At 54.4% G+C, this 22421-nt stretch carries 20 protein-coding genes; 15 read left to right on the top strand and 5 right to left on the bottom strand.

Annotation, left to right across the window (positions count from 1 at the left end; translation table 11 throughout):
* The first annotated feature begins 1 nt into the window (after position 1).
* Positions 2 to 925 (top strand): ABC transporter substrate-binding protein, encoded by a 924-nt coding sequence (locus HOJ08_07165; GenBank protein ID MBT5673212.1) that lies wholly within the window; start codon positions 2 to 4, stop codon positions 923 to 925.
* Positions 926 to 945: 20 nt separating this feature from the next.
* Complete coding sequence (locus tag HOJ08_07160; protein ID MBT5673211.1) at positions 946 to 1419, top strand: cupin domain-containing protein; 474 nt, start codon at positions 946 to 948, stop codon at positions 1417 to 1419.
* Here HOJ08_07160 and HOJ08_07155 read toward each other — a convergent pair.
* A complete protein-coding gene (locus HOJ08_07155) occupies positions 1416 to 2225 on the bottom strand; it encodes an aldolase (protein ID MBT5673210.1) in 810 nt (269 codons plus the stop codon). The genes HOJ08_07160 and HOJ08_07155 overlap by 4 nt on opposite strands.
* Before the next feature lie 22 nt (positions 2226 to 2247).
* Positions 2248 to 3045 carry a class I SAM-dependent methyltransferase gene (locus HOJ08_07150; GenBank protein MBT5673209.1) on the bottom strand — a complete coding sequence of 266 codons (798 nt, stop codon included), beginning with the start codon at positions 3043 to 3045 and terminating at the stop codon, positions 2248 to 2250.
* A 148-nt stretch (positions 3046 to 3193) separates the two neighbouring features.
* Between HOJ08_07150 and HOJ08_07145 the strand changes: the two genes are divergently transcribed.
* From HOJ08_07145 to HOJ08_07090, 12 genes are all read left to right on the top strand, one after another.
* Positions 3194 to 4285 (top strand): ornithine cyclodeaminase family protein, encoded by a 1092-nt coding sequence (locus HOJ08_07145; GenBank protein ID MBT5673208.1) that lies wholly within the window; start codon positions 3194 to 3196, stop codon positions 4283 to 4285.
* A 14-nt stretch (positions 4286 to 4299) separates the two neighbouring features.
* Positions 4300 to 5232, top strand: a complete 933-nt coding sequence (locus tag HOJ08_07140; protein ID MBT5673207.1) for a DMT family transporter — start codon at positions 4300 to 4302, stop codon at positions 5230 to 5232.
* Complete coding sequence (locus tag HOJ08_07135; GenBank protein ID MBT5673206.1) at positions 5232 to 6377, top strand: cell division protein ZapE; 1146 nt, start codon at positions 5232 to 5234, stop codon at positions 6375 to 6377. The genes HOJ08_07140 and HOJ08_07135 overlap by 1 nt, the downstream gene beginning before the upstream one ends.
* 37 nt (positions 6378 to 6414) lie before the next feature.
* Positions 6415 to 7254, top strand: a complete 840-nt coding sequence (gene nadC, locus HOJ08_07130) for a carboxylating nicotinate-nucleotide diphosphorylase (protein MBT5673205.1) — start codon at positions 6415 to 6417, stop codon at positions 7252 to 7254.
* A gap of 17 nt (positions 7255 to 7271) precedes the next feature.
* Complete coding sequence (locus HOJ08_07125) at positions 7272 to 8252, top strand: NADPH:quinone reductase (protein MBT5673204.1); 981 nt, start codon at positions 7272 to 7274, stop codon at positions 8250 to 8252.
* Between the two features lie 76 nt (positions 8253 to 8328).
* The gene (mdh, locus tag HOJ08_07120; GenBank protein MBT5673203.1) at positions 8329 to 9324 is read left to right on the top strand and encodes a malate dehydrogenase; all 996 of its coding nucleotides are present in this window, start codon (positions 8329 to 8331) and stop codon (positions 9322 to 9324) included.
* 167 nt (positions 9325 to 9491) lie between these two features.
* Complete coding sequence (sucC, locus tag HOJ08_07115; protein MBT5673202.1) at positions 9492 to 10661, top strand: ADP-forming succinate--CoA ligase subunit beta; 1170 nt, start codon at positions 9492 to 9494, stop codon at positions 10659 to 10661.
* A complete protein-coding gene (gene sucD / locus HOJ08_07110) occupies positions 10661 to 11536 on the top strand; it encodes a succinate--CoA ligase subunit alpha (protein ID MBT5673201.1) in 876 nt (291 codons plus the stop codon). The genes sucC and sucD overlap by 1 nt, the downstream gene beginning before the upstream one ends.
* An 82-nt stretch (positions 11537 to 11618) precedes the next feature.
* The gene (locus HOJ08_07105; GenBank protein MBT5673200.1) at positions 11619 to 14642 is read left to right on the top strand and encodes a 2-oxoglutarate dehydrogenase E1 component; all 3024 of its coding nucleotides are present in this window, start codon (positions 11619 to 11621) and stop codon (positions 14640 to 14642) included.
* Positions 14643 to 15893: a 2-oxoglutarate dehydrogenase complex dihydrolipoyllysine-residue succinyltransferase gene (gene odhB / locus HOJ08_07100; protein MBT5673199.1), complete on the top strand. Its 1251-nt coding sequence runs from the start codon at positions 14643 to 14645 to the stop codon at positions 15891 to 15893.
* A gap of 1 nt (position 15894) precedes the next feature.
* Positions 15895 to 17310, top strand: a complete 1416-nt coding sequence (locus HOJ08_07095) for a dihydrolipoyl dehydrogenase (GenBank protein ID MBT5673198.1) — start codon at positions 15895 to 15897, stop codon at positions 17308 to 17310.
* A gap of 39 nt (positions 17311 to 17349) precedes the next feature.
* The gene (locus HOJ08_07090; GenBank protein MBT5673197.1) at positions 17350 to 17625 is read left to right on the top strand and encodes a hypothetical protein; all 276 of its coding nucleotides are present in this window, start codon (positions 17350 to 17352) and stop codon (positions 17623 to 17625) included.
* Positions 17626 to 17629: 4 nt separating this feature from the next.
* Here the strand turns inward: HOJ08_07090 and HOJ08_07085 are convergent, their stop codons facing one another.
* The 3 genes from HOJ08_07085 to fsa are packed head-to-tail and all read right to left on the bottom strand — an operon-like array spanning position 17630 to position 19997.
* Positions 17630 to 18595, bottom strand: a complete 966-nt coding sequence (locus HOJ08_07085; GenBank protein ID MBT5673196.1) for a tyrosine recombinase XerC — start codon at positions 18593 to 18595, stop codon at positions 17630 to 17632.
* Positions 18571 to 19332 carry a DUF484 family protein gene (locus HOJ08_07080; protein ID MBT5673195.1) on the bottom strand — a complete coding sequence of 254 codons (762 nt, stop codon included), beginning with the start codon at positions 19330 to 19332 and terminating at the stop codon, positions 18571 to 18573. Before HOJ08_07080 ends, HOJ08_07085 begins: the two co-directional genes overlap by 25 nt.
* Before the next feature lie 5 nt (positions 19333 to 19337).
* Positions 19338 to 19997 carry a fructose-6-phosphate aldolase gene (fsa, locus tag HOJ08_07075; protein ID MBT5673194.1) on the bottom strand — a complete coding sequence of 220 codons (660 nt, stop codon included), beginning with the start codon at positions 19995 to 19997 and terminating at the stop codon, positions 19338 to 19340.
* 124 nt (positions 19998 to 20121) lie between these two features.
* Here fsa and HOJ08_07070 point away from each other — a divergent pair, with 124 nt between their 5' ends.
* Positions 20122 to 22344: a primosomal protein N' gene (locus HOJ08_07070; protein ID MBT5673193.1), complete on the top strand. Its 2223-nt coding sequence runs from the start codon at positions 20122 to 20124 to the stop codon at positions 22342 to 22344.
* Positions 22345 to 22421 lie beyond the last annotated feature (77 nt).

Raw genomic sequence — 22421 nt, 5'->3', positions numbered from 1 at the left:
CGTGAGCGAAACAAAAGCCATTGAGTTGATCTGTTTCCCGGGCGCCCCCAGCCTGCCCATTTTCGCTGCCCAGGAAAAAGGCTTCTTCGAAAAAGCAGGCGTTGCTGTCAATTTGTCGACCACGCCAAATTCTGCCTATCAGGCTGAAAACCTGATCAACGGCACCTTCCAGATTGCGGGCACCGCCTTTGATAATGTGGTCGCCTATCAAGAAGATGCAGGGGTCTATAAACCTGAAAGCACGCCCGACCTGTTTGCCTTTATGGGGGCATCACAGGTGCAATTGGCGCTGGTCACCGCACCGGATGTAAAAACCTTTGATGATCTAAAGGGTAAATCTTTGGCATTGGATGCGTTGTCTACGGGGTTCGCCTTTGTGCTGTATGAAATGCTGGCGCGCGCCGGGCTTAAATCAGATGATTATGAAATGGTCACCGTTGGGGCCACCCCACAGCGATGGGAATCGGTGCGCGAAGGCAAGACCGCGGGCACCCTGACCATCCAGCCCTTCACAGCCATGGCCCAATCCCAGGGCTTTAACGTGCTTCAAACCAGCACCGATTTGTTTGATTGTTATCAAGGCGGGTCTTTTGCCGCCAGCCGCGCATGGGCCGCAGATAACGCCGATACGGTAAAGGGCTACATCCGGGGCTATCTTGATGGGCTGGACTGGGTGTTTGATCCAGAAAATCAGGATGAAGCCATTGAGATTTTGCTGCGCAACATGCCCGCCATCAAACCAGCCGTTGCCGGTGGCGTTTTGAAAAACCTTTTAAACCCGCGTTCTGGCCTGACGCCTAAGGGCGCCATTTTGCCAGACGGCGTTGATACGGTTCTGGATCTGCGCTCGCGCTATGGCGATGGGCCAAAACTGACCGATCACGCCCGCTACATTGATCTTAGCTATTACAATCAAGTCATATAATCGTTTCAGGAGAATAAGACATGGATATCCGCAGGGTTGTGACCGGCCATGATAAGGACGGCAAGGCGATCGTTGAACGCGATGGGTTGATGAGCAATGTCAAAGTGATGCCATCGGGACACTCGGGCTGCGTCATGTGGGCGACCGAAGATTCCCCAGCCGCAGTGTCCGGCGATGATGATCCGGCCATGAAGGAAATGGGGCTGGCCCCCCAGCCCAGAGGGACCATCTTGCGCATTCTGGAACTGGCCCCCAAAAAGGATGCCTTCATGCACCGCACCGACACGCTGGATTATTGCATCGTGTTAGAGGGCAATTGCGTCATGCATCTAGACGATGATGAAGAAGTGGCCCTAAGTGCCGGCGACATTTTGGTGCAGCGCGCCACCTGGCATGGCTGGGAAAACCGCAGCGATGACACGTGCCGGTTGGCGTTTGTCTTGATGGGCGGCGAAGCACCTGAAAAACACCAGCACGAAAAACTTAAAGGCTAAGACCCTAACTTGCGCAGGGTCTTGACCTCTGTGGTGGCGGCCATGGACATCAGCACGCCATCGACCCGGCCCATGATAAACCGCCCACCCATGGCGTAAATGGCATCCAGCATCGGGCCTTCTTTAATGCCGCCAATGCCCAAAGCCTTACCGTGTTTTTTGCAGGCATCCGCCGTGGTTTGGTAGGCATCACGCACCTGATCAGAATCCAGCTGGCCGGGAATGCCCATTTCCATGCACAGATCATTGGTGCCAATCAGCAACATATCAACACCTTCTACGGCGGCGATGGCATCGGCATTTTTGATCGCTTCTGGCGATTCCAGCATGACAATTAAAACGGTGTTTTCATTGATCAACCGATACGCATCGGTGGTGCCCACCGATTGCCCGGCCAATGGGCCAAGCCCGGTCAATGACCGCCCGCCCATGGGCGGATAGCGGCACGCATCAACGCAGGCTTTGGCTTCATCGACGGTATCCACATGGGGCACAACCACCCCATGGGCACCGCCGTCCAGAACCCGGCTGATATAATGATGCCCATGACAGGGGACCCGGACCAGCGGCACAATCCCGCTCATGGCGGCGGCCATAGAAATTTGCGACACCTGATCAATGGTCAGCGCGCTGTGTTCAAGATCACAATACAACGCATCATAACCGGCCAATCGGGTCACCTGGGCGATTTCGATGGTGCGGGAATAGCGCACCGTCATGCACAGATTTAAATTTCCCGCCGCCAAACTGCGTTTAAAGTCGCGGCCCAAAAGCCCGGTGATCTTGCTGTCGTCTGTATCTGCCATGGTTTTTCCTTAACGCCGTGAATTAGCTTTGTGGTTTTTGAAATAAAAGGGTGAAGCGGTCGGTGTTGCCGCGCACGGTTTTGCGGCCCACTTCGAACCGCAATTCATCATCTAGGCGCAGGAACAGGTTGGTGTAGTCCACGAATTTGAAACCGGCGTCTTGCACCTGTTTGATGATCTTGACCGGGTCCATGCGGCGGCGATTTTCATTGGTGTCTGGTCCCATATGACGCCGGGTGTGGTCAATGATGCAGTAATAGCCGCCGGGTTTTAGGGCCTGATAGGTGGCTGCGTTAAATTTATCGACGGTCTTCATATCCAGATTGTGATATTCACGAATGTTCAGCGCCATATCGGCATCGCGCATGCCAAAATCCAGCGTATCAATGGTGATGTCATGGGTGATGGGATGGCGGATCACTTTGACGGGCAGTTTTTTAACGGCACGCATCAAGGGCGATTTTAGCAATTTGTTCAGGCGCTTTAAAGATACGGCGCGGTTGGACGCATAAAGCTGCCCCCGGTCTTTTAAAAGCACGCCCAGAATTTCGGTGTACCAGCCCCGGCCCGGTCCCCATTCAAGGACCTTCATATTGTCTTTCAGGCGGCAAAATTCCATGGCGCGGACAGGGTCACGGTTGCGATCACGGCGCCGGTTTTTGGCGCTGCGATGGGGCATTTTCAAGATGACAGCGATTTTTTTCTGCAATGCGGTGGGGTTGATCACCGATCGCGATGATTGGGCAAGTGTGGGCGTTGTGGCCAACATTGCTGAGACGAGAAGTCCCGAAAATGCCGTCATGGTGATGAATTTATGCATAATTCCCCCCTTGAATTTTGATATTCAGGATAATCGCTCCGGTGGCTGGCAACAACACGATATTGGCTTGCTTGCGGAATGTGCCCTAAATCCTTAAAACAGATGGATCATAAGGGGTTCACGTCAGGTTGTTTAAGGGGAAGTTGTTATGAGTGATACATCGAATATGAATTCTGTCCTGTTTTTAGGGCCCAGTGACGTCAAAGATGTCATCACAATGAAAGATGCCATTGATTTGGTCGATCAGGGTTACGCCGATGCGGCCAAATATCCCATTATCAATGCCCCGCGCAGGCGCGTGCATTCCCCCCAAGGGGTGCGTGTTTCCAATTTTCCCGGCGGCATCGATTCCCTTGGCGTGATCGGGTCGTTGACCCGGGCGGAATCTGTTTCGCATGACCCGAACAATCAGGTTTATCCTTATCGCGAACATCCGGTCTATTTGTTGTGGGATGCGGAAACGGCGCATCTGAAATCAATTATGGTTGGTGAAATTACCGACAAGCGGGTGGGCTTTTCTTCTGTCATGGCATTGCGCACGGCGGCCACCACCGGGGTGGGCATCCGCCATATGGCGCGCAAAGATTCCGAAATTGTCGGGGTCTATGGCACGGGCGGCCAGGCCTTGCACAAGGTTCTGGCGGCAGCGGAAGAAAGAAAAGTGAAGCGCTTTAAGATTTATTCCCGCGATCCAGCTAACCGCAAGGCGTTTATTGAAAAACTGGGCCCCTTGGTGGATGCGGAATTCGAAGACCTGTCAGACCCCCAGTTGGTTTGTAAGGATTCTGATATTGTGATTTGTGCGACCAATTCCAACGTGCCCGTTTTTGATGGGGACTGGTTAGAACCGGGCCAGCATGTGGTTACCGTGGTGGGATCGAACAATGCGCTGGTCAAGGGTGGCTGGCTGGAATCGGGGCGGCGTGAAAACGATGACCGCACCTGTGAACGGGCATCATTTATTGTCACCAATTGGCGCGAATCTGTGGTTCAGGATCAACAAGCCGGCTTGATTGAGCCCATTGAGGCCGGTGTCATTACTTGGGACAAGATCGTGGAACTGGGTGAAGTCATTGCAGGCACCCATCCGGGCCGCACATCGGATGAAGAAATCACCTATCATGCCAACAACAACGGCACTGCCGCATCGGACCTTGCCATTGCAAAATGGGTCTATGACAAATGCACCGACATGGGCCGCGGGCAAAAGCTTGAAATTCCCGTTCCCGGCACCCAGTAATTGATCCAGAAATTATGACCGCCAAATCAGTAACAGGATTTCAAACCCGCTGGAAGGCGTTGTCAGGGAACACACGGGGTGCCATCTGGATGATGGCATCGACCGTGGTGTTTATTTCCATGCAGGTCATTGGCAAATCCCTTGGGGATGAAATTCACGCGGTTGAGCTGACATTTTTTCGCTCCCTGTTTGGCACGCTGACGGTTTTGCCATTTGCACTGCGTTTGGGATTGAAGGGGATTAAAAGCAAACGCCCGGGCCTGCATTTGTTGCGGGGCATATTGGGGGCAACGGCCAGCTTTTGCGTCTTTTATGCGGTCACCCACATCTCTCTTGCCGATGCCACGGCACTTTCTTTTACCCGGCCCTTATTTATGATCATGGTTGCCATGTTCTTGTTAGGCGAAGGATTCAAGCCGCGCCGATCAATTGCCACGGTGGTGGGCTTTCTGGGCATTTTGGTCATGGTTCGCCCGGGCTTTGGTGGCGTCTTTGATCTGGGGGCAGCGGCGGCCGTTGGTTCGGCCCTGTTCTTTTGTCTGTCCCATGTTTGCATCAAAAAACTCTCAACGACCGAGGATTCATCAACCATCCTGATTTATTATTCTGTGGTATCGACGGTGGTCTTGTTTGTCCCGGCCTTGTTTTTCTGGGTGACTCCCAGTTTGGAACAATTGGTATGGCTTGCATTGATGGGCGCATTGGGGGCGGCGGCGCAGACATGTATCGTTTATTCATTGCGTGCCGGTGAAGCAACGGTGGTGGAACCGTTTGAATATGTCCGCCTGATTTTTGCCGTGGCCTGGGGCATTCTTTTGTTTAATGAATTCCCAAGCTACTGGACGTTTTTGGGGGCTGGGGTCATCATTGTCTCTAATTTGTATATCGGGCATCGCGCGTCACGCGCGGCACGCGCGTCAAAGATGGAACCCACGCCGAAAAAATAATGACCAATGATCTTGTTTCCCTATACCAGTCCCAGATTGAAAACGGGGACCTCAACGCCGATCCAATTCAGGAACGCACGGTTGCGGTGTTGGAGGCTAAGCGCAGCGAACTGGCAGCGTTTGATCCACGCCATGGGCGGGGATGGAAAAAATGGCTGCCCTTTGGCCGTGATGCGGCAGCACCCCGGGGCATTTACATCTATGGCGGCGTTGGGCGCGGCAAATCTGCATTGATGGACATGTTTTTTGAATCAGCTTTAGTGGTTGGTGATCGCAAACGCCGCGTTCATTTCCATGCTTTTATGCTGGAGGTGCATGACCGCCTGCACGCATGGCGCAATGATCCGTTGATGGCCGAAAAATCTGATCCCCTGCCAGCGTTGGCCATAGAGATCGCCCGGGAATCCCTGTTGATTTGTTTTGATGAATTTCAGGTGAGCAATATTGCCGATGCCATGATCCTGTCCCGATTGTTCGCAGCCATTTTGGACCAAGGCGTGGTGGTGGTTGCAACGTCGAACCGGGCACCGGACGCGCTTTATGAAAATGGTCTGCAACGGGAATTGTTTCTGCCCTTCATCGCCCTTTTGAAGGATCAGTTTGAAACCGTGCACATGGATGGAGAGACCGATTATCGTCTGATGCGGCTTCGCGATATGGATGTTTATTTTTCGCCCCTTGATGAGGGCAGCAATGGCAAACTGGATGAGGCCTTTTGTAATCTGGTTGAAGATGATGACGGCGAAATGCCGGAAGGTGAAGGGGTTACCTTGGCGGCACAGGGGCGCGAAATCGCCGTGCCCATGGCTGCCCGTGGCACGGCCCGGTTCAGCTTTGAAGACCTGTGCGCGCGCCCGTTGGGGGCCGGGGATTATCTGGCCATCGCCCAGGAATTTCATACGGTCATTATTTCCGATATCCCCCTTATGGGGCCAGAAACCCGCGATCGGGCGGCGCGCTTTGTGGTTTTAATCGATGCACTTTATGAGCATAGGGTGAAACTTATTTGTTCGGCAGCAGGCGCGCCCGTGGCGCTCTATCCTGCGGGGGATGGCAGCTTTGAATTTCAGCGCACCGCTTCACGGTTGATTGAGATGCAGACGAAGGAGTACAAAGCCCTCGAACACATTCATTCGACGGCTTAAAGCCACGGCCACAAACACAGCACCAAAGGATAATCTTATGCAGCTTGATCCCGATGATATTGAAGATTTCATCGATCGCGCACTCGAAGAAGACATCGGGCGCGGCGATCTCACCACCAATATCACCATTCCCGCAGACGCCGTCTTTCAGGCGTCTATGGTGGCGCGCGAAGAAATTGTCGTCTGTGGCATTGATATCGCCATGCAGACCTTTGAAATGATGGTGGATGATTTCGAAGGTGTGAAAAAGGTCGAAGATGGCGCAAAGGTTGCCAAGGGCACGATCCTGGCCACGGTTTCCGGGAATGCCCGGTCCATTTTGGCGGCCGAGCGGACGGCGCTGAACATTCTTCAGCATCTTTCTGGCATTTCGACAGAAGTCCGGAAATATGTGGAGGCGGTTGAAGGCACACCGGCCACCATGATTGATACCCGCAAGACCATCCCGACGCTTCGTAACCTTGCCAAATATGCAAGCTTCACAGGTGGCGCGCGCAACCATCGCATCCGTCTGGATGATGGCGTGCTGATCAAGGACAACCACATTGCCGCCGCTGGCAGCCTGACGGCTACGGTTGAGCGTGCCCAGCGCGCGACTCCGGCGCTGACGGTGATCGAGGTTGAATGCGATACCCTGGAACAAGTGGCTGAAGCTGCTGCGTCCAAGGTCGACATGATCTTGTTGGACAACATGGAAGCCTCCATGATGAAACAGGCCGTGGAAATTGTCGCAGGCCGTTGCCGGATCGAATGTTCCGGCGGCGTGCGCCTGGACACGGTTCGTGAAAAAGCGGAAACCGGGGTCGATTTTATTTCATCGGGCCGCATGACCCAGTCGTCGGCGGCAGTGGATATCGGCCTTGATTTTCTAGACTAGGATTAGGGGAAAAATTGATGCGCGCTGGATGGTATGAACTCGCTGGCCCTGCACAGGACGTCATTAACGTTGGTGATATGCCAACCCCGGAACCGGGTGCGGGTGAGGTTTTAATTCGCCTGCACAGTTCCGGCATCAGCCCATCGGATTACAAACGCCGGGGCAATGTTAAGGCGCCCATGGGATTTTCCCGGATCATTCCCCATTCCGATGGGGCGGGCGTGGTTGCCGGGCTTGGTGCGGGCACATCCGGGTTTACGGTCGGGGACCGGGTTTGGGTGTTCGAAGCCCAGTATGGCCGCGCGTTTGGGACGGCGGCTGAATATATCAGCTTGCCGCAATTTCAGGTGCGCCTTTTGCCCGAAAGCGCATCGTTTAATGACGGGGCTTGTTTGGGCATTCCGGCCATGACGGCCCACCGTGCGGTGTTCATGGATGGCCCCGTTACGGGCAAGACGGTTTATGTGCCAGGGGCTGCCTCTCGGGTGGGGGCCTATTGTGTGCAATTTGCCAAATGGGGCGGTGCCCGCGTGATCGGTGCGGCTTCCAGTGCAGAAAAAAGAGATGCCGTGAGCGCACTGGGTGCTGATTGTGTGATTGATCGGTTCGAGGATGTCGCCGAAGCGGTGCTGGCGGCAACCGACGGCATCGGGGTTGACCGCGTTACAGAAATTGAATTCGGTGGCAACATGGCCATCAATGAAAAAATTCTGGCCGAAGGGGGCATTATTGCGTCCTATGCATCTGCGTCCCAACCCAAGGCCACCATTACCGTCAGCCCCAGGCGGGCGCGGAACATGTCCATGCATTTTATCTTTTGCTACACCATGTCCGATGCGGCCAAAAACGCGGCTTGTGATGACATTATGCGTGCCGCAAATGATGGTGCGCTTACCCACCGCATCGCCGGGGTTCATCCCCTTGATGATCTGGCCTTGGCCCATCAGGGGGCCGAAACGCAGGCAGGCACCGGCCAGATGGTGGTCGAAATACCGTAAACCTTGATCCTGTTGACGATTCGGGCTAAATACCAGCCCGTCTATTGGCCCATCCCCCGCATGTAAGGAAGCAATCATGGCTCGCAGTAAAATCGCACTCATTGGCGCCGGCAATATCGGCGGTACTCTGGCTCATCTCGCTGGTATCAAGGAACTGGGCGATATTGTCCTGTTTGATGTGGTCAAGGACATGCCTCAGGGCAAAGCGCTTGATCTTTCTCAATCGGCTCCGGTCGAAGGCTTCAATGCTTCTATCAAGGGCGCAAATTCATACGCGTCCATTAAAAATTCCGATGTGGTGATTGTCACCGCCGGTCTGGCCCGCAAGCCGGGCATGAGCCGCGATGACCTTCTTGGCATCAATTCCAGCATCGTCACCACTGTTGGCAAGGCCATCAAGAAATATTGTCCCAAGGCTTTTGTGATTGTGATCACCAATCCTTTGGATGTCATGGTTTCGGTGCTTCGTGATGCATCGGGCCTGCCCCACCAGCGCGTTGTGGGCATGGCCGGGGTTCTGGATTCAGCGCGGTTCCGCTTTTTCCTGGCCGAAGAATTCAAGGTTTCCGTCGAAGACGTGACAGCCTTTGTGCTGGGTGGCCATGGCGACACCATGGTGCCCCTGCCGCGCTATTCGGCCGTTGGTGGCATTCCATTGCCTGATCTGGTCAAGATGGGCTGGACCACGCAAAAGCGTATTAATGACATCGTTCAGCGCACCCGGGATGGCGGCGCTGAAATTGTCGGGCTTCTCAAGACCGGATCGGCTTTTTATGCCCCCGCATCATCGGCCATTCGGATGGCCGAGGCCTATTTGAATGACCAAAAGCGGTTGTTGCCTTGTGCGGCCTATCTTTCGGGCGAATATGGGGTCAAAGGCCTTTATGTTGGTGTTCCCACGGTTATTGGCGCGAAGGGCGTCGAAAAGATCGTTGAAATTCCCCTTTCGGCCTCTGAAAAGACAGCCTTCAAGAAATCCGTCAGTGCTGTGAAGGTTCTTAACCGCGATGTTGCCAAGCTTTTGAGCAAAAAGAAGCCTGCGGCAAAGAAGGCTTCCAAGAAAAAGAAATAATTAGCATACCCCTTTGCTTGAAAAGGGGTTTTGCGGCTTTTTTTGGACCAAAAATGCCCCGGTTTAACGGTTGCTTAAAGGGTTTCGGGTGTTAAGTTAACCATAAATCCTTTCCAGGTTGGTGATTTTGCTGCCTGTTTCAAAATATTTGGAAGTAGCAATACGTTATGAACATCCATGAATATCAGGCCAAGGGCCTGCTGGCCGGATACGGCGTTGCAGTCCCCCGTGGAGGCGTTGCCTATACCGTCAAAGAAGCGGAAAAAGTCGCCCGCGACCTCAAAGGGTCTGTTTGGGTCGTCAAAGCCCAAATTCACGCCGGTGGCCGTGGCAAGGGCGGTGGCGTCAAGGTGGTTAAATCCATCAAGGAAGTCGCATCGACGGCCAAAGATATCCTCGGCATGCAGCTTGTTACCCCCCAGACCGGGCCGGAAGGAAAAGAAGTCAAACGCATCTATGTCGAAGAAGGCTGCGACATTGCCCGCGAACTTTATCTTGGTGTTTTGATCGACCGGGTCACGTCTCGGGTGACGGTTATGGCGTCCACTGAAGGCGGCATGGAAATCGAAGAGGTCGCCGCAAAAACCCCTGAAAAAATTATCAAGGTGGCCATTGATCCAGCCACCGGTATGCAGCCCTATCATGCGCGCGAGCTGGCCTTTGGGCTTGGCCTTGAAGGTGACCAAATTCGCAATGGTGTCAAATTTATGATGGCGCTTTATGAAGCCTTTATGGGGCTTGATTGTTCGCTGGCGGAAATCAACCCGCTGGTGGTGACGGGTTCGGGCGATGTTATCGCGCTGGATGCAAAAATGAATTTCGATGACAACGCACTCTTCCGCCATGGCAACGTCGCTGAATTGCGCGATGAGGCCGAAGAAGATCCAGCAGAGCTGGAAGCATCAAAGCATGATCTCAATTACATCAAGCTTGATGGCAATATTGGCTGCATGGTCAATGGTGCGGGCCTTGCCATGGCAACCATGGACATCATTAAACTTTACGGTGGATCACCGGCCAACTTTCTGGATGTTGGGGGTGGCGCTACACGGGAAAGGGTCACCACGGCATTTAAGCTGATCCTGTCTGATCCCAACGTTGAGGGCATTCTGGTCAATATTTTTGGCGGTATCATGCGCTGCGACGTCATCGCCGAAGGGGTGGTTAGTGCCGCACGCGAGGTTAGCCTGCATGTTCCCCTGGTGGTGCGTCTTGAAGGGACCAATGTGGAATTGGGCAAGAAAATTCTGAACGAATCTGGCCTCTCCATTGTTTCCGCCGATAACCTAGATGATGCTGCGAAGAAGATCGTGGCCCAAGTAAAAGAGACAGCCTAATGGCAGTTCTGGTCGACAAAAATACCAAAGTTATTTGCCAGGGGTTCACAGGGTCCCAAGGCACCTTTCATTCCGAGCAAGCCATTGCGTACGGCACCAAAATGGTTGGTGGGGTAACACCGGGCAAGGGTGGCACGCGCCATCTTGATCTTCCGGTTTACAATACAGTTGCCGAGGCTGTGGAAAAAACCGGTGCAAATGCATCTGTTATCTATGTGCCCCCGCCATTCGCCGCTGATGCCATTTTAGAAGCCGTGGGTTCAGAAATTCCTCTGGTGATCTGCATCACCGAAGGCATTCCTGTTCTTGATATGGTGCGGGTAAAGCGTGCCCTTGAAGGTTCACCTACCCGATTGATCGGCCCCAATTGTCCGGGGATTATCACGCCGGGTGAATGCAAAATTGGCATCATGCCGGGCCACATTCATTCCCGTGGTAAAATCGGTATTGTTTCACGCTCTGGCACCCTTACTTATGAAGCGGTTGCGCAAACGACGGCAGTGGGCCTTGGCCAAACCACCTGTATTGGTATTGGTGGTGATCCGGTCAATGGCACTGATTTTGTCGAATGTCTGGAAATGTTTGTGGCAGATAAGGAAACCAAAGGCATCATCATGATTGGTGAAATTGGTGGGTCTGCAGAAGAAGAGGCAGCGGCCTTTATTAAGTCATCAAAGACGAAAAAGCCGGTTGTGGGCTTCATTGCGGGCCAAACCGCCCCGCCGGGTCGGCGTATGGGCCATGCGGGGGCTATTATTTCCGGTGGTACCGGTGGTGCTCAGGACAAGATCGAAGCCTTGAAAAAGGCTGGGATCAAAGTGGCAAAATCGCCCGCCGCCCTTGGCAGCACAATGGCACAAGCCTTTAAAAAATAAGGTTTTGTTAGGCTTCCGCTGGTATTTTTAACTGTAAATTTAGGTTAACAACCAGATAAGGGCGGATAAAACCCGCTTCGTTATGGCATCGAAACTAGAACAGCAGAGCTTTCTGTCAGGGCCTAACACGGCCTTCATTGAAAACCTTTACGCCCGATATCTGAAGGATTCTTCGTCGGTTGATCCCGATTGGCAGGCCTATTTTTCGGGCCTTGAAGAAAACGCCACCGAAGCCCTGAAAGAAATCGAAGGTGCCAGCTGGGCGCCGCGCACCACACGGGATGTGCCCGATGAACAGTTGTCGGCCCCTTTGGAAAAGTCACCGTCATCTGGTTCTGGTCCGGCGTTGGATGCAGAGGCCGTAAGGCACGCCACCCTTGATACCATTCGGGCCTTGATGCTGATCCGTGCCTATCGCGTGCGCGGGCATTTAATGGCCGATCTTGATCCCTTGGGCATTGAAGACAACGGCACCCATCCCGAACTGGACCCCGAAGCCTATGGGTTTAGCGAAGCTGATTATGATCGCGATATATTTATTGATCATGTGTTGGGTTTGGAAACCGCGACCTTGCGTGAAATTTTGGCGATTGTTCGGGCCACGTATTGCGGCAAGGTCGGTGTTGAATTCATGCACATTCAAACGCCCGATGAAAAAGCCTGGATTCAGGAACGGGTGGAAAGTACGCGAAACCAGCCGGATTTCAGCGCCGATGAAAAGCGTAAAATTTTCAGTCATTTGGTTCGGGCTCAGGAATTTGAGCATTTCCTTCACGTTAAACACACCGGCACCAAACGCTTTGGCGTTGATGGTGGCGAAGCCATGGTTTCGGCCCTGGAGGAAATCATGCATTCGGCGTCCCGTCTGGGTGTGGAAGAAATTATCTTTGGCATGCCCCATCGCGGGCGGCTAAACGTTTTGGCGAATATCATGGGAAAACCCTTTAGGGCGATCTTTTCCGAATTTCAGGGCAGTGCTGCCAATCCCGATGATGTGCAGGGATCAGGCGATGTGAAATATCATCTTGGCACGTCTGCAGACCGGGAATTTGATGGCCGTAAGCTACATTTGTCTCTGGCCGCCAACCCATCGCATTTAGAAGCAGTGGACCCGGTGGTGGTAGGGAAGGTTCGAGCCAAGCAGGCCCAGCGCGGCGATGTTGAACGCGAACAGGTCATGGGAATTTTGATGCATGGCGATGCATCCTTTGCGGGCCAAGGCCCGGTGGCCGAAACCTTTACGCTATCAGATCTTAAAGGCTATCGATCCGGGGGCACGGTGCATTTGATTGTTAACAATCAAATCGGATTTACCACCTCACCCCATTACAGCCGGTCTTCGCCTTACCCGTCAGACATGGCAAAGGCCATTCAGGCACCAACCCTGCACGTGAATGGCGATGATCCCGAAGCCGTAGTGCATGTTGCCAGAATTGCTACGGAATACCGGGCAAAATTTAAAAAAGACGTGGTCATCGACATGTTCTGTTATCGCCGTTTTGGCCATAACGAAGGGGATGAGCCTTCCTTTACCCAGCCCTTGATGTATCAGCGCATCGCCGAGCATCCCCCGGTGGTTGAACTGTATGCAGCGCACCTTGCCGCAAGCGGGGTTATGACAAAAGAAGAATCCAGTGCCGAAATTGCGGCTTTCCGTGCAGAACTGGAAGTCGATTTTGAAGCATCTACCTCGTTCAAGCCAAACAAGGCCGATTGGCTGGAAGGCGCATGGACGGGATTCGAAATTGCATCGGGCGAAGACCGCCGTGGTCAAACCGCCGTTCAGCCGAGCTTTCTGAAAAAGGTCGCAAAAGGGCTGGTGCGCGTACCGGGCACCCTTGCGGTTCATTCCCGTATTGAGCGCCAGCTCAAGGCCAAGGCCAAAATGTTTGAAACCGGCAAGGGCGTTGATTGGTCAACGGCAGAGGCATTGGCCTTTGGGACGCTGGTTTTGGAAGGCACATCGGTGCGTCTTTCGGGCCAGGATTCCGGGCGCGGCACTTTTTCGCAACGCCATTCCGTTCTGGTTGACCAAAATACCGAAGAACGCTTTATTCCGCTGGCCAATCTGGACGAAGATCAGGCCACGTTTGAAGTCATCGATAGCCCACTCTCTGAAGCATCGGTTCTGGGGTTTGAATATGGCTATTCCATTACCGATCCCAATTCCCTTGTTCTGTGGGAAGCGCAGTTTGGCGATTTTGCAAACGGCGCACAGGTGATCATCGATCAGTTCCTGTGTTCGGGCGAAAGCAAATGGCTGCGCATGTCGGGGCTGGTGATGCTGTTGCCCCATGGCTATGAAGGCCAGGGCCCAGAACATTCATCGGCGCGGTTGGAGCGTTATCTGCAACTTTGTGCCGAAGACAACTGGCAGGTGGTCAATTGCACCACGCCAGCCAATTATTATCATGTCTTGCGCCGCCAGGTGCGCCGCAATTTCCGAAAACCCCTGATTATCATGACGCCGAAATCATTGCTGCGTCATAAATTGTGCGTTTCTGATCTCAGCGACATGGAAACCGGAACCACGTTCCACCGGGTGTTGGGTGAAACGGAAAAACTGGTGGCCGATGACAAAGTGCGCCGCATTGTTTTGTGTACCGGCAAAATCTATTACGACATTCTGGCCGAACGCGCGGAACGGGGCATTGATGATATTGCCATTGTTCGCGTGGAACAAATTTATCCCTTCCCCGTGCGCACCTTGTCCGTTGAATTTATGCGCTATCCCAATGCCGATGTCGTGTGGTGTCAGGAAGAACCCTGGAATATGGGGGCGTGGACATTTGTTGATCGGCGCATCGAAGATATCCTCTCGACCCTTGATGTCACAGCCACTCGCCCGGGTTACGCGGGCCGGGTTGAATCGGCATCGACCGCGACCGGGCTTATGAAACGCCATCTGGCCGAACAAGCGGCCTTGATCGATTGCGCCCTGACCATTACCGGCGATGCCGGTGCCAGTGCCGCCCGTGCGGGTGCACGGCATCCGGAAAACACCGAAAAAACGCGTGCCCGTGCTCGCTCGGCCAAAACAGCCAGCAAGACTCCAAAAAAAGTGGGAAAAAAAGCGGGAAAAAAAGCAAAGGCAAAGGTGAAATAAATGACACAGCAAATTGTCGTTCCTGCATTGGGTGAATCCGTGACCGAGGCAACCGTTGCCAAATGGTTCAAAGCACCCGGTGATGCGATTGCCGTGGATGAACCGCTGGTGGAACTGGAAACCGACAAGGTTTCGGTTGAAGTGAATGCAAAAAGTGCCGGGGTGTTATCGGAAATTATTCATGAAGCCGGTGCCGAAGTTGATGTCGGTGCTGTTTTGGGCAGCATTGAAGAAGGCGGCGCGCCAGCCAAAAAAGCAGCACCAGAACCAAAAGAAGAACCAAAAGCTGAAAAGGCACCTGAACCAGCCCCCGCACCAGCCCCCGCGCCCAAAGCAGCATCTGCCAATGCAGACATGGGGCTGTCACCAGCTGTGCGCAAACTGGTGGATGACAATGGCCTTGATCCCGCAACCATCCCAGCCACAGGCAAGGATGGACGGTTGACCAAAGGCGATGTTTTAGCGGCGATGGATGGGAGTGCAGAACCAGTACCCGCACCCGCACCCGCACCATCAGGCGAAGCTGTCGCCTCTGTTGCCGCCTCTGCTGGCCCCCGTGAAGAACGGGTAAAAATGACCCGTCTGCGCAAACGCATCGCAGAGCGCCTGAAAGAGGCCCAGAACACGGCGGCCATGCTGACCACGTTCAACGAAGCAGACATGAGCGTGATTATGAAAACCCGCTCTCAGGTCCAGGATTCGTTCACGAAGAAACATGGGGTAAAGCTTGGCTTCATGTCTTTCTTTGTGAAGGCGTGCGTGGTTGCCTTGAAAGAAATTCCGGAAGTGAATGCACAAATTGATGGCGACGAAATCGTTTACAAAAACCATTACGATATCGGCGTTGCCGTGGGCACCGAACAGGGCCTGATGGTGCCTGTGCTGCGCGATGCGGATCTCAAAAGTTTTGGCGAAATTGAGGCTGAAATTATTGATCTTGCTGTGCGTGCCCGAGGTGGCAAGCTTGGCATGGATGACCTGACCGGGGGCACGTTTACCATCACCAATGGCGGCATTTACGGATCACTTTTATCGACGCCCATTCTGAACCCCCCGCAATCGGGAATTTTAGGCATGCACTCCATCGTCAAACGGCCCATTGCCATTAATGATGAGGTTGTGATCCGCCCGATGATGAATTTGGCCCTTTCCTATGATCATCGCATGGTCGATGGCCGCGAAGCCGTTACCTTCCTTTGCCGGGTGAAAGATTGCCTCGAAGCGCCTGAACGCATTTTGTTGGATGTCTGATATGGCTGATACTCCCGATGCTTTTGATCTTGTTGTTATTGGCGGCGGCCCGGGCGGCTATGTTGCCGCCATCCGTGCGGCGCAATTGGGCTTGAAGACGGCCTGTGTTGAACGCCGCGATACCTTGGGCGGCACCTGCCTGAACGTTGGCTGTATCCCATCCAAGGCGCTTTTGCATTCTTCCGAACTCTATGCCCAGACCAAATCGGATCTGGCACCCCACGGCATCAAGGCCAGTGGCGTTGCCATTGATGTTGGGGCCATGCAAAAGCATAAAGACAAGGTGGTGGTCGACCTGACCAAGGGCATCGAATTTCTGTTCAAGAAAAACAAGGTGACCTGGCTTAAAGGCAAAGGTGCGGTGAGCGCACCGGGATCAGTCACAGTCAGCCCTGATAAAGGCAAACCCGAAACATATGGCGCCAAAAATATTCTAATCGCAACGGGTTCCGATGTGGCCCGCCTGCCCGGTGTGGAAATTGATGAAAAGAAAATCGTTTCTTCCACTGGTGCGCTGGCCTTGAAAAAGGTGCCGAAGCATCTGGTGGTGGTTGGTGGCGGTGTTATCGGCCTTGAAATGGCATCGGTCTGGGGCCGGTTGGGCGCTAAAATTACGGTGATAGAATTTCTCGACACCATTCTGCCCACCATGGATGCAGAAGTGGGTAAATCCATGCAGAAAATTCTTGGCACCCAAGGCATGGATTTCAAACTTGGCACCAAGGTTATGGCTGCAAAAAGCACCAGCAAGGGCGTCACCCTGACAGTGTCACCCGCCAAGGGTGGGGATCAAGAAGACATCAATTGCGATGTGGTTTTGGTGGCCATTGGCCGCGTGCCCTATACCCATGGGCTGGGCCTGAAAGAAGCGGGCGTTGAAATGGATGACCGCGGGCGCATTAAAACAACCGGAAATTTTGCCACCAATGTGGCCGGCATTTATGCCATTGGCGATGTCATTGATGGGCCGATGTTGGCGCACAAGGCAGAAGACGAAGGGATGGCGGCAGCGGAAATCATCGCCGGTCAAACCGCCCATGTGAATTATGATGCCATTCCGGGCGTGGTTTACACCGCACCAGAAGCCGCATCCGTTGGCAGATCAGAAGAAGAATTAAAGGCTGCCTCCGTGGCTTACACCACGGGCAAGTTTCCGTTCATGGCCAATTCCCGGGCACGGGCCAATGGCACCTCAGACGGATTTGTTAAAATTCTGGCCGATGCCAAAACGGACCGGGTTTTGGGGGTCCATATTGTGGGTGAGGATGCGGGCACCTTGATTGCAGAATTGGTGTTGGCGATGGAATTTGGCGCATCGGCCGAAGACATCGCGCGCACCTGCCATGCCCATCCCAGCCTGAACGAAGCGGTCAAAGAAGCGGCGATGGCGGTTGCTGGACGCGCGATTCACGCCTAAATTATCCTCATTTGATGCTTGCCTGAAGGGATCATTGTCATGACATTGGCTGCAAAACGCCGTTGGTTCATGGTCGGGGGCTGTGTGTTCCTGGTCCTGGGGGTGCTTGGCCTGTTTCTGCCCATCTTACAGGGCATTTTGTTTTTATGCGTGGGTCTGATCTTGCTGGCGAAAGCCCACCCGCGTTTCAGATTGTTGAAAATACGGTTGAAGAAACGCTATCCCAAATACGGTGCCATGTTTGATAGCGCCGAAGCCCGTGCCGCAAAATTTGCACAAGGCGGCCTGTTTAAAAAATTCCGCAAAAAGAAATAAAGCCTTATCGCCGTGCCCGTGGATGGGCATCGCGATAAACCTCAGCCAATCGCGCCGTGTCGACTGCGGTGTAGCGCTGGGTTGTGGTCAGGGACGCATGGCCCAGCAATTCCTGAATGGTGCGCAGATCGCCGCCACCTGCCAAAAGATGTGTGGCAAAGGAATGGCGCAGTGCATGGGGCGTTGCGGTTTGGGCCAACCCCAACGCATTGCGTAGTTTTCGGACCAACGCCTGCACGGGGGATGCCTGAAGGCGTTTGCCGCGCACGCCCACAAACAGGGGGTCATCGGGGCCTAATTCATGGGGGCACGCATCCAGATAATCCGCAATGGCGTCTACCACCACCGGCAGGACCGGGACCACGCGTTCTTTGTCGCCCTTGCCGGTGATGCGCATGCTGGGGCCTCTTGGGGTTTCCGAGTGGTTAAGCGACAGGGCTTCACCAATGCGCAATCCGGCACCATATAGCAGGATCAAAAGTGCCATATCGCGTTTGCCGACCCAGGGTTCTTTGGCCATTTCACGCGCGGCAACAATGGTGCGAAGGGCTTCGTTTTCTGAAAGTGCCTTGGGCACTGTTTTTGGTAATTTTGGCGTCCGGAGCGTATTAAGCGCCTGATTGTGAACCAGATCACTGCGTTCCAGCCAACGGAAAAATCCCCGAAGGGTCGACAACGCCCGTGCCGTAGACGCCTTTGCCATGCCGCGTGCCGCCCGGGCCGCCAGCCATGCCCTGAAATCACGGGTGCTGATAAGGTTCAGGGTTTGAAGCCCGATCAGCCCATCGCCCAGATGGCCAAATAAAAATTCCAGAAAATCAGAAAGATCATGGCTGTAGGCGGACAGGGTATGGGTGGACGCGCGGCGTTCATGGGCGAGCCAGGCAGACCAAGACCCAATGGCCGATCGTAATTCTGGATCGGCGGTCAAAAATTGGGTCGGCGTTATTTGCGGGGCAGACCCAGCCATGTGCGAATACAAAGTTCAAGGGTGCGGGCAAGGAAGCCCAAAAGCTCGGTGCCCTGACCGGGGTCAAACCGGTCCTTGTGGCGCGACCCGATTGCCAGCATGCCCGTTGGGGAATCGGGGCTGGCATGAAGCCGGAGCAGGGCTTCGGAGCGCACCAGACCGGATGCGCTGCCATAAATAGATTTTTCGCCTTCAATGTTTTGGCGCAATACGATATCGCGGTCATCCTGCATCAAGGCATCAATATCGCCCGGCATGACCATGTGGATGCCTGAGATGCTGTTGCCGCCAACGCCGTTTTCATCTTCGACCATCAACCGGACGACATCGACATCAAGCTTCACGGCAAGGTCTGTGGTGATGGCCTGAATCAGGTCGTTAAAGCTGCGCGCTTCCAACAGTGCCAATGCCCCTGCATGGATGCGGGACTGGGTGGTCATATTGGCGCGCGATGTGGCGATCAGTGTCGCATGTTCAGATGCCAACTGGTCGTTTTCTGCCCGCAAGCGATCGATGAGAATGCTTTGGAAATCCGCGATATTGTCATCATCGATGTGGCGGCGTTCGGGCGCAATGGCATCGAGGATTTTAGGATGTTTGGCGAGATAACCGGGGTTGGCCCCGAGAAACGCCTTGATGTCGCCATAGCTGGGCGTGGCCTGCTGTTGGGGCGTTTCGGCCTTTTTAGGGTCCGGTTTATCCGAAATTTCTGAAGGGTTTGTCGTGGATTTATCCATAATCTCTAATCTAGAACGCTTTGCCCGGTTTTTTCCCAGTCTGCCATAAAAGCAGCCAACCCCTTGTCGGTCAGGGGATGATTGTAAAGTTGGCGCAGTACGGCTGGCGGGATGGTGGCAACCTCGGCGCCCATTTTGGCCGCTTCGATGATGTGTCCGACAGACCGGATGGATGCCACCAAAACTTCGGTCTTGAAGGCGGGCTGGGCCTGATAAATGGTGCAAATTTCATCAATTAAATCCATGCCATCAAGGCCGATATCATCAAGGCGTCCGACAAAGGGGGAAACAAAGGTGGCCCCGGCTTTGGCGGCAAGGATGGCTTGGCCCGCAGAAAAACAAAGGGTGACATTGACCGGGGTGCCTTCATCGCTCAGCGTTTTACAGGCGAGCAACCCATCAGGCGTCAGGGGTACCTTGACGGTGACGTTGGATGCAATTTTGGCCAGTAACCGGCCTTCTGCGATCATGGTTTTACTATCCAGTGCCGCCACTTCTGCGGAAACGGGGCCGTCAACAATGCCGCAAATCTCGGCGATGGTTTCCTTGAAATCACCACCGGCCTTGGCGATCAGGGACGGGTTGGTGGTGGCCCCATCAACCAAACCGGTTGCGACAAGATCGCGAATTTCATTGATGTCAGCGGTATCGATAAAAAATTTCATGTCTGGTTAAACCTGATCGTGATTGATTTTTTGACGCCCCGGTCGGTTCTCTTGGCACGACCGGGACAGGATGACTAAAGTGTACCCGATGCAATGACCCCATGCCAGATCAGATCGACATGAAATGACCTTGAATAATTCAGATGTCCCAGAAACGGTGCCAGTGCTACTGCCGCTGGCGTTGCCCGGTGCGTTTGATTACCGGGTGATGGGGCAAACCCCTAAACCTGGCAGTTTTGTCCGCGTGCCTTTGGGCAAACGCGAACGCATTGGCGTGGTTTGGGATGCTAGAGAAGGTGATCCAGAAAAGGATGCAAAGCCCATCAATGCGGCCCGGCTTAAAGATGTGATCGAAATTCTGGATGCACCGCCACTGCCCGATGTCATGCGCCGTTTTATTGATTGGGTGGCAAATTATTCTGTGGCGGCCCCCGGTGCGGTTCTGCGCATGGCCATGTCTGCCCCAAAAGCATTGTCCCCTGAAAAGGGCGTTACTGCATATGCACGCTCAATGGGCTGGTCTCAGCCTGATGGCTTTCGCCTGACGCCTGCGCGAACGCGTGTTTTGAATTTATTGTCTGATGGTCCCGATGGCGCGCCCCGAACCCTTGCCGATATTCGTGCAGAGACCGGGGCGTCTGCCCAGGTGATAAAGGGGTTGGCAATTGCCGGTGCGGTGGTGTCGGCAGATTTACCGCCCCCCCCGCCCTTTGCGCTTCCCGATCCAGATCAGGTTGGGCTTCAGCTCAGCTCGGATCAGGAACAGGCCGCAGGGGTGTTGCGCGAACGGGTATTGGCGGATGCCTTTTCGGTGACCCTGCTTGATGGGGTAACCGGTTCGGGCAAGACCGAGGTTTATTTTGAAGCCATTGGGCAGGCCTTGAAACAAGGCCATCAGGCGCTGGTGTTGCTTCCTGAAATTTCCCTTTCAAACCAATGGCTTGATAGGTTTGAGACGCGCTTTGGCGTGGCCCCTGCACTGTGGCATTCGGAATTGTCGCCAGCCACCCGGCGCAAGACCTGGCGCGCCGTGGCCGAGGGCACGGCAAAGGTTGTGGTGGGTGCGCGGTCTGCCTTGTTTTTGCCCTTTCCCGATCTTGGGCTGGTGGTGGTCGATGAAGAACATGACGGTTCTTACAAACAAGAAGACGGTGTTTTTTATAACGCCCGGGACATGGCCGTGGTGCGCGCCAACCTTGGGTCTATCCCGGTGGTGCTGGCATCGGCAACGCCGTCGTTGGAAACGGTGGTCAATGTGGAACGCGATCGGTATCACGTTTTGGCATTGCCAGAACGCATCGGGGATGCCGTCTTGCCAGAGGTTGCCTTGATTGATCTTCGTGAAGACCGTCCCGCATCGGGGCATTTTCTGGCCCCCGCTCTGGTTGAAGCCATTGGTGAAACCGTGGCGGCGGGGGAACAGGTGTTGTTGTTCCTCAATCGCCGGGGGTATGCCCCGTTGACCTTGTGCCGGGCCTGTGGGTACCGGGTGCAATGTCCCAATTGTTCCGCCTGGCTGGTGGAACATCGTTCAAACGCAAGGCTAAGCTGTCACCATTGTGGCCATGCGCCCAGGCTGCCTGAAATCTGCCCAAAGTGTGAAGCGGAAGAAAGCTTTGTTGCCTGCGGCCCCGGTGTTGAACGCATCGCAGAAGAGGTTGCCAATCTTTTCCCAACGGCAAGGCACCGAATCATGGCCAGCGACACCATGACCGGGGCATCCGCCATGGATGAGATGATCAGCCTGATTACAACGGGTGGGGTAGATATTTTGATCGGCACACAGGTGATTGCCAAAGGGCATCATTTTCCACACTTGACCCTGGTGGGCGTGGTGGATGCGGATTTGGGGTTAAGCGGCGGTGATTTGCGGGCGTCTGAGCGAACCCATCAGCTTTTGACCCAGGTCGCAGGTCGCGCCGGGCGGGGATCAAAGCCCGGGCGGGTCTTGATCCAGACCCATATGCCCGAACATGATGTGATGGCGGCGTTGGTCGAAGGTGATCGCGCGGCTTTTCTGGCAGCAGAAAAGGCCGAGCGCGAATATGCCCATATGCCCCCCTTTGGCCGGTTAGCGGCAGTCATTATATCAGGCCCCATTGAAAAAGAGGTGGATGGAACGGCGCGGGCGTTGGGTAGAGGGCGCCCAAAGGTAGATGGCGTGGAGATTCTGGGCCCGGCCCCGGCGGCTTTGGCGCTGCTGCGCGGCCGACATCGGCGCCGGTTTTTGGTCAAAGCCAGCCGCAATACCGTGTTGCAAGCGGTATTAAAGGCCTGGATTGGCGCTGTGCGACCCGGAAAGGGTGTGCGCATTCAGGTCGACATTGACCCCATGAGCTTCCTCTAGGCCTCTAATTTCGGCCTTTTTTCAGGGTAATTCGGGCTTAATTCGGGGGCGCGCTAAGCCCTTGTTCCGATTCTGCT

The organism is Rhodospirillales bacterium (genome assembly GCA_018666775.1).
GTDB lineage: Bacteria > Pseudomonadota > Alphaproteobacteria > SMXQ01 > SMXQ01 > JABIXC01.
This window is presented reverse-complemented; position numbering and strand designations above follow the sequence as displayed.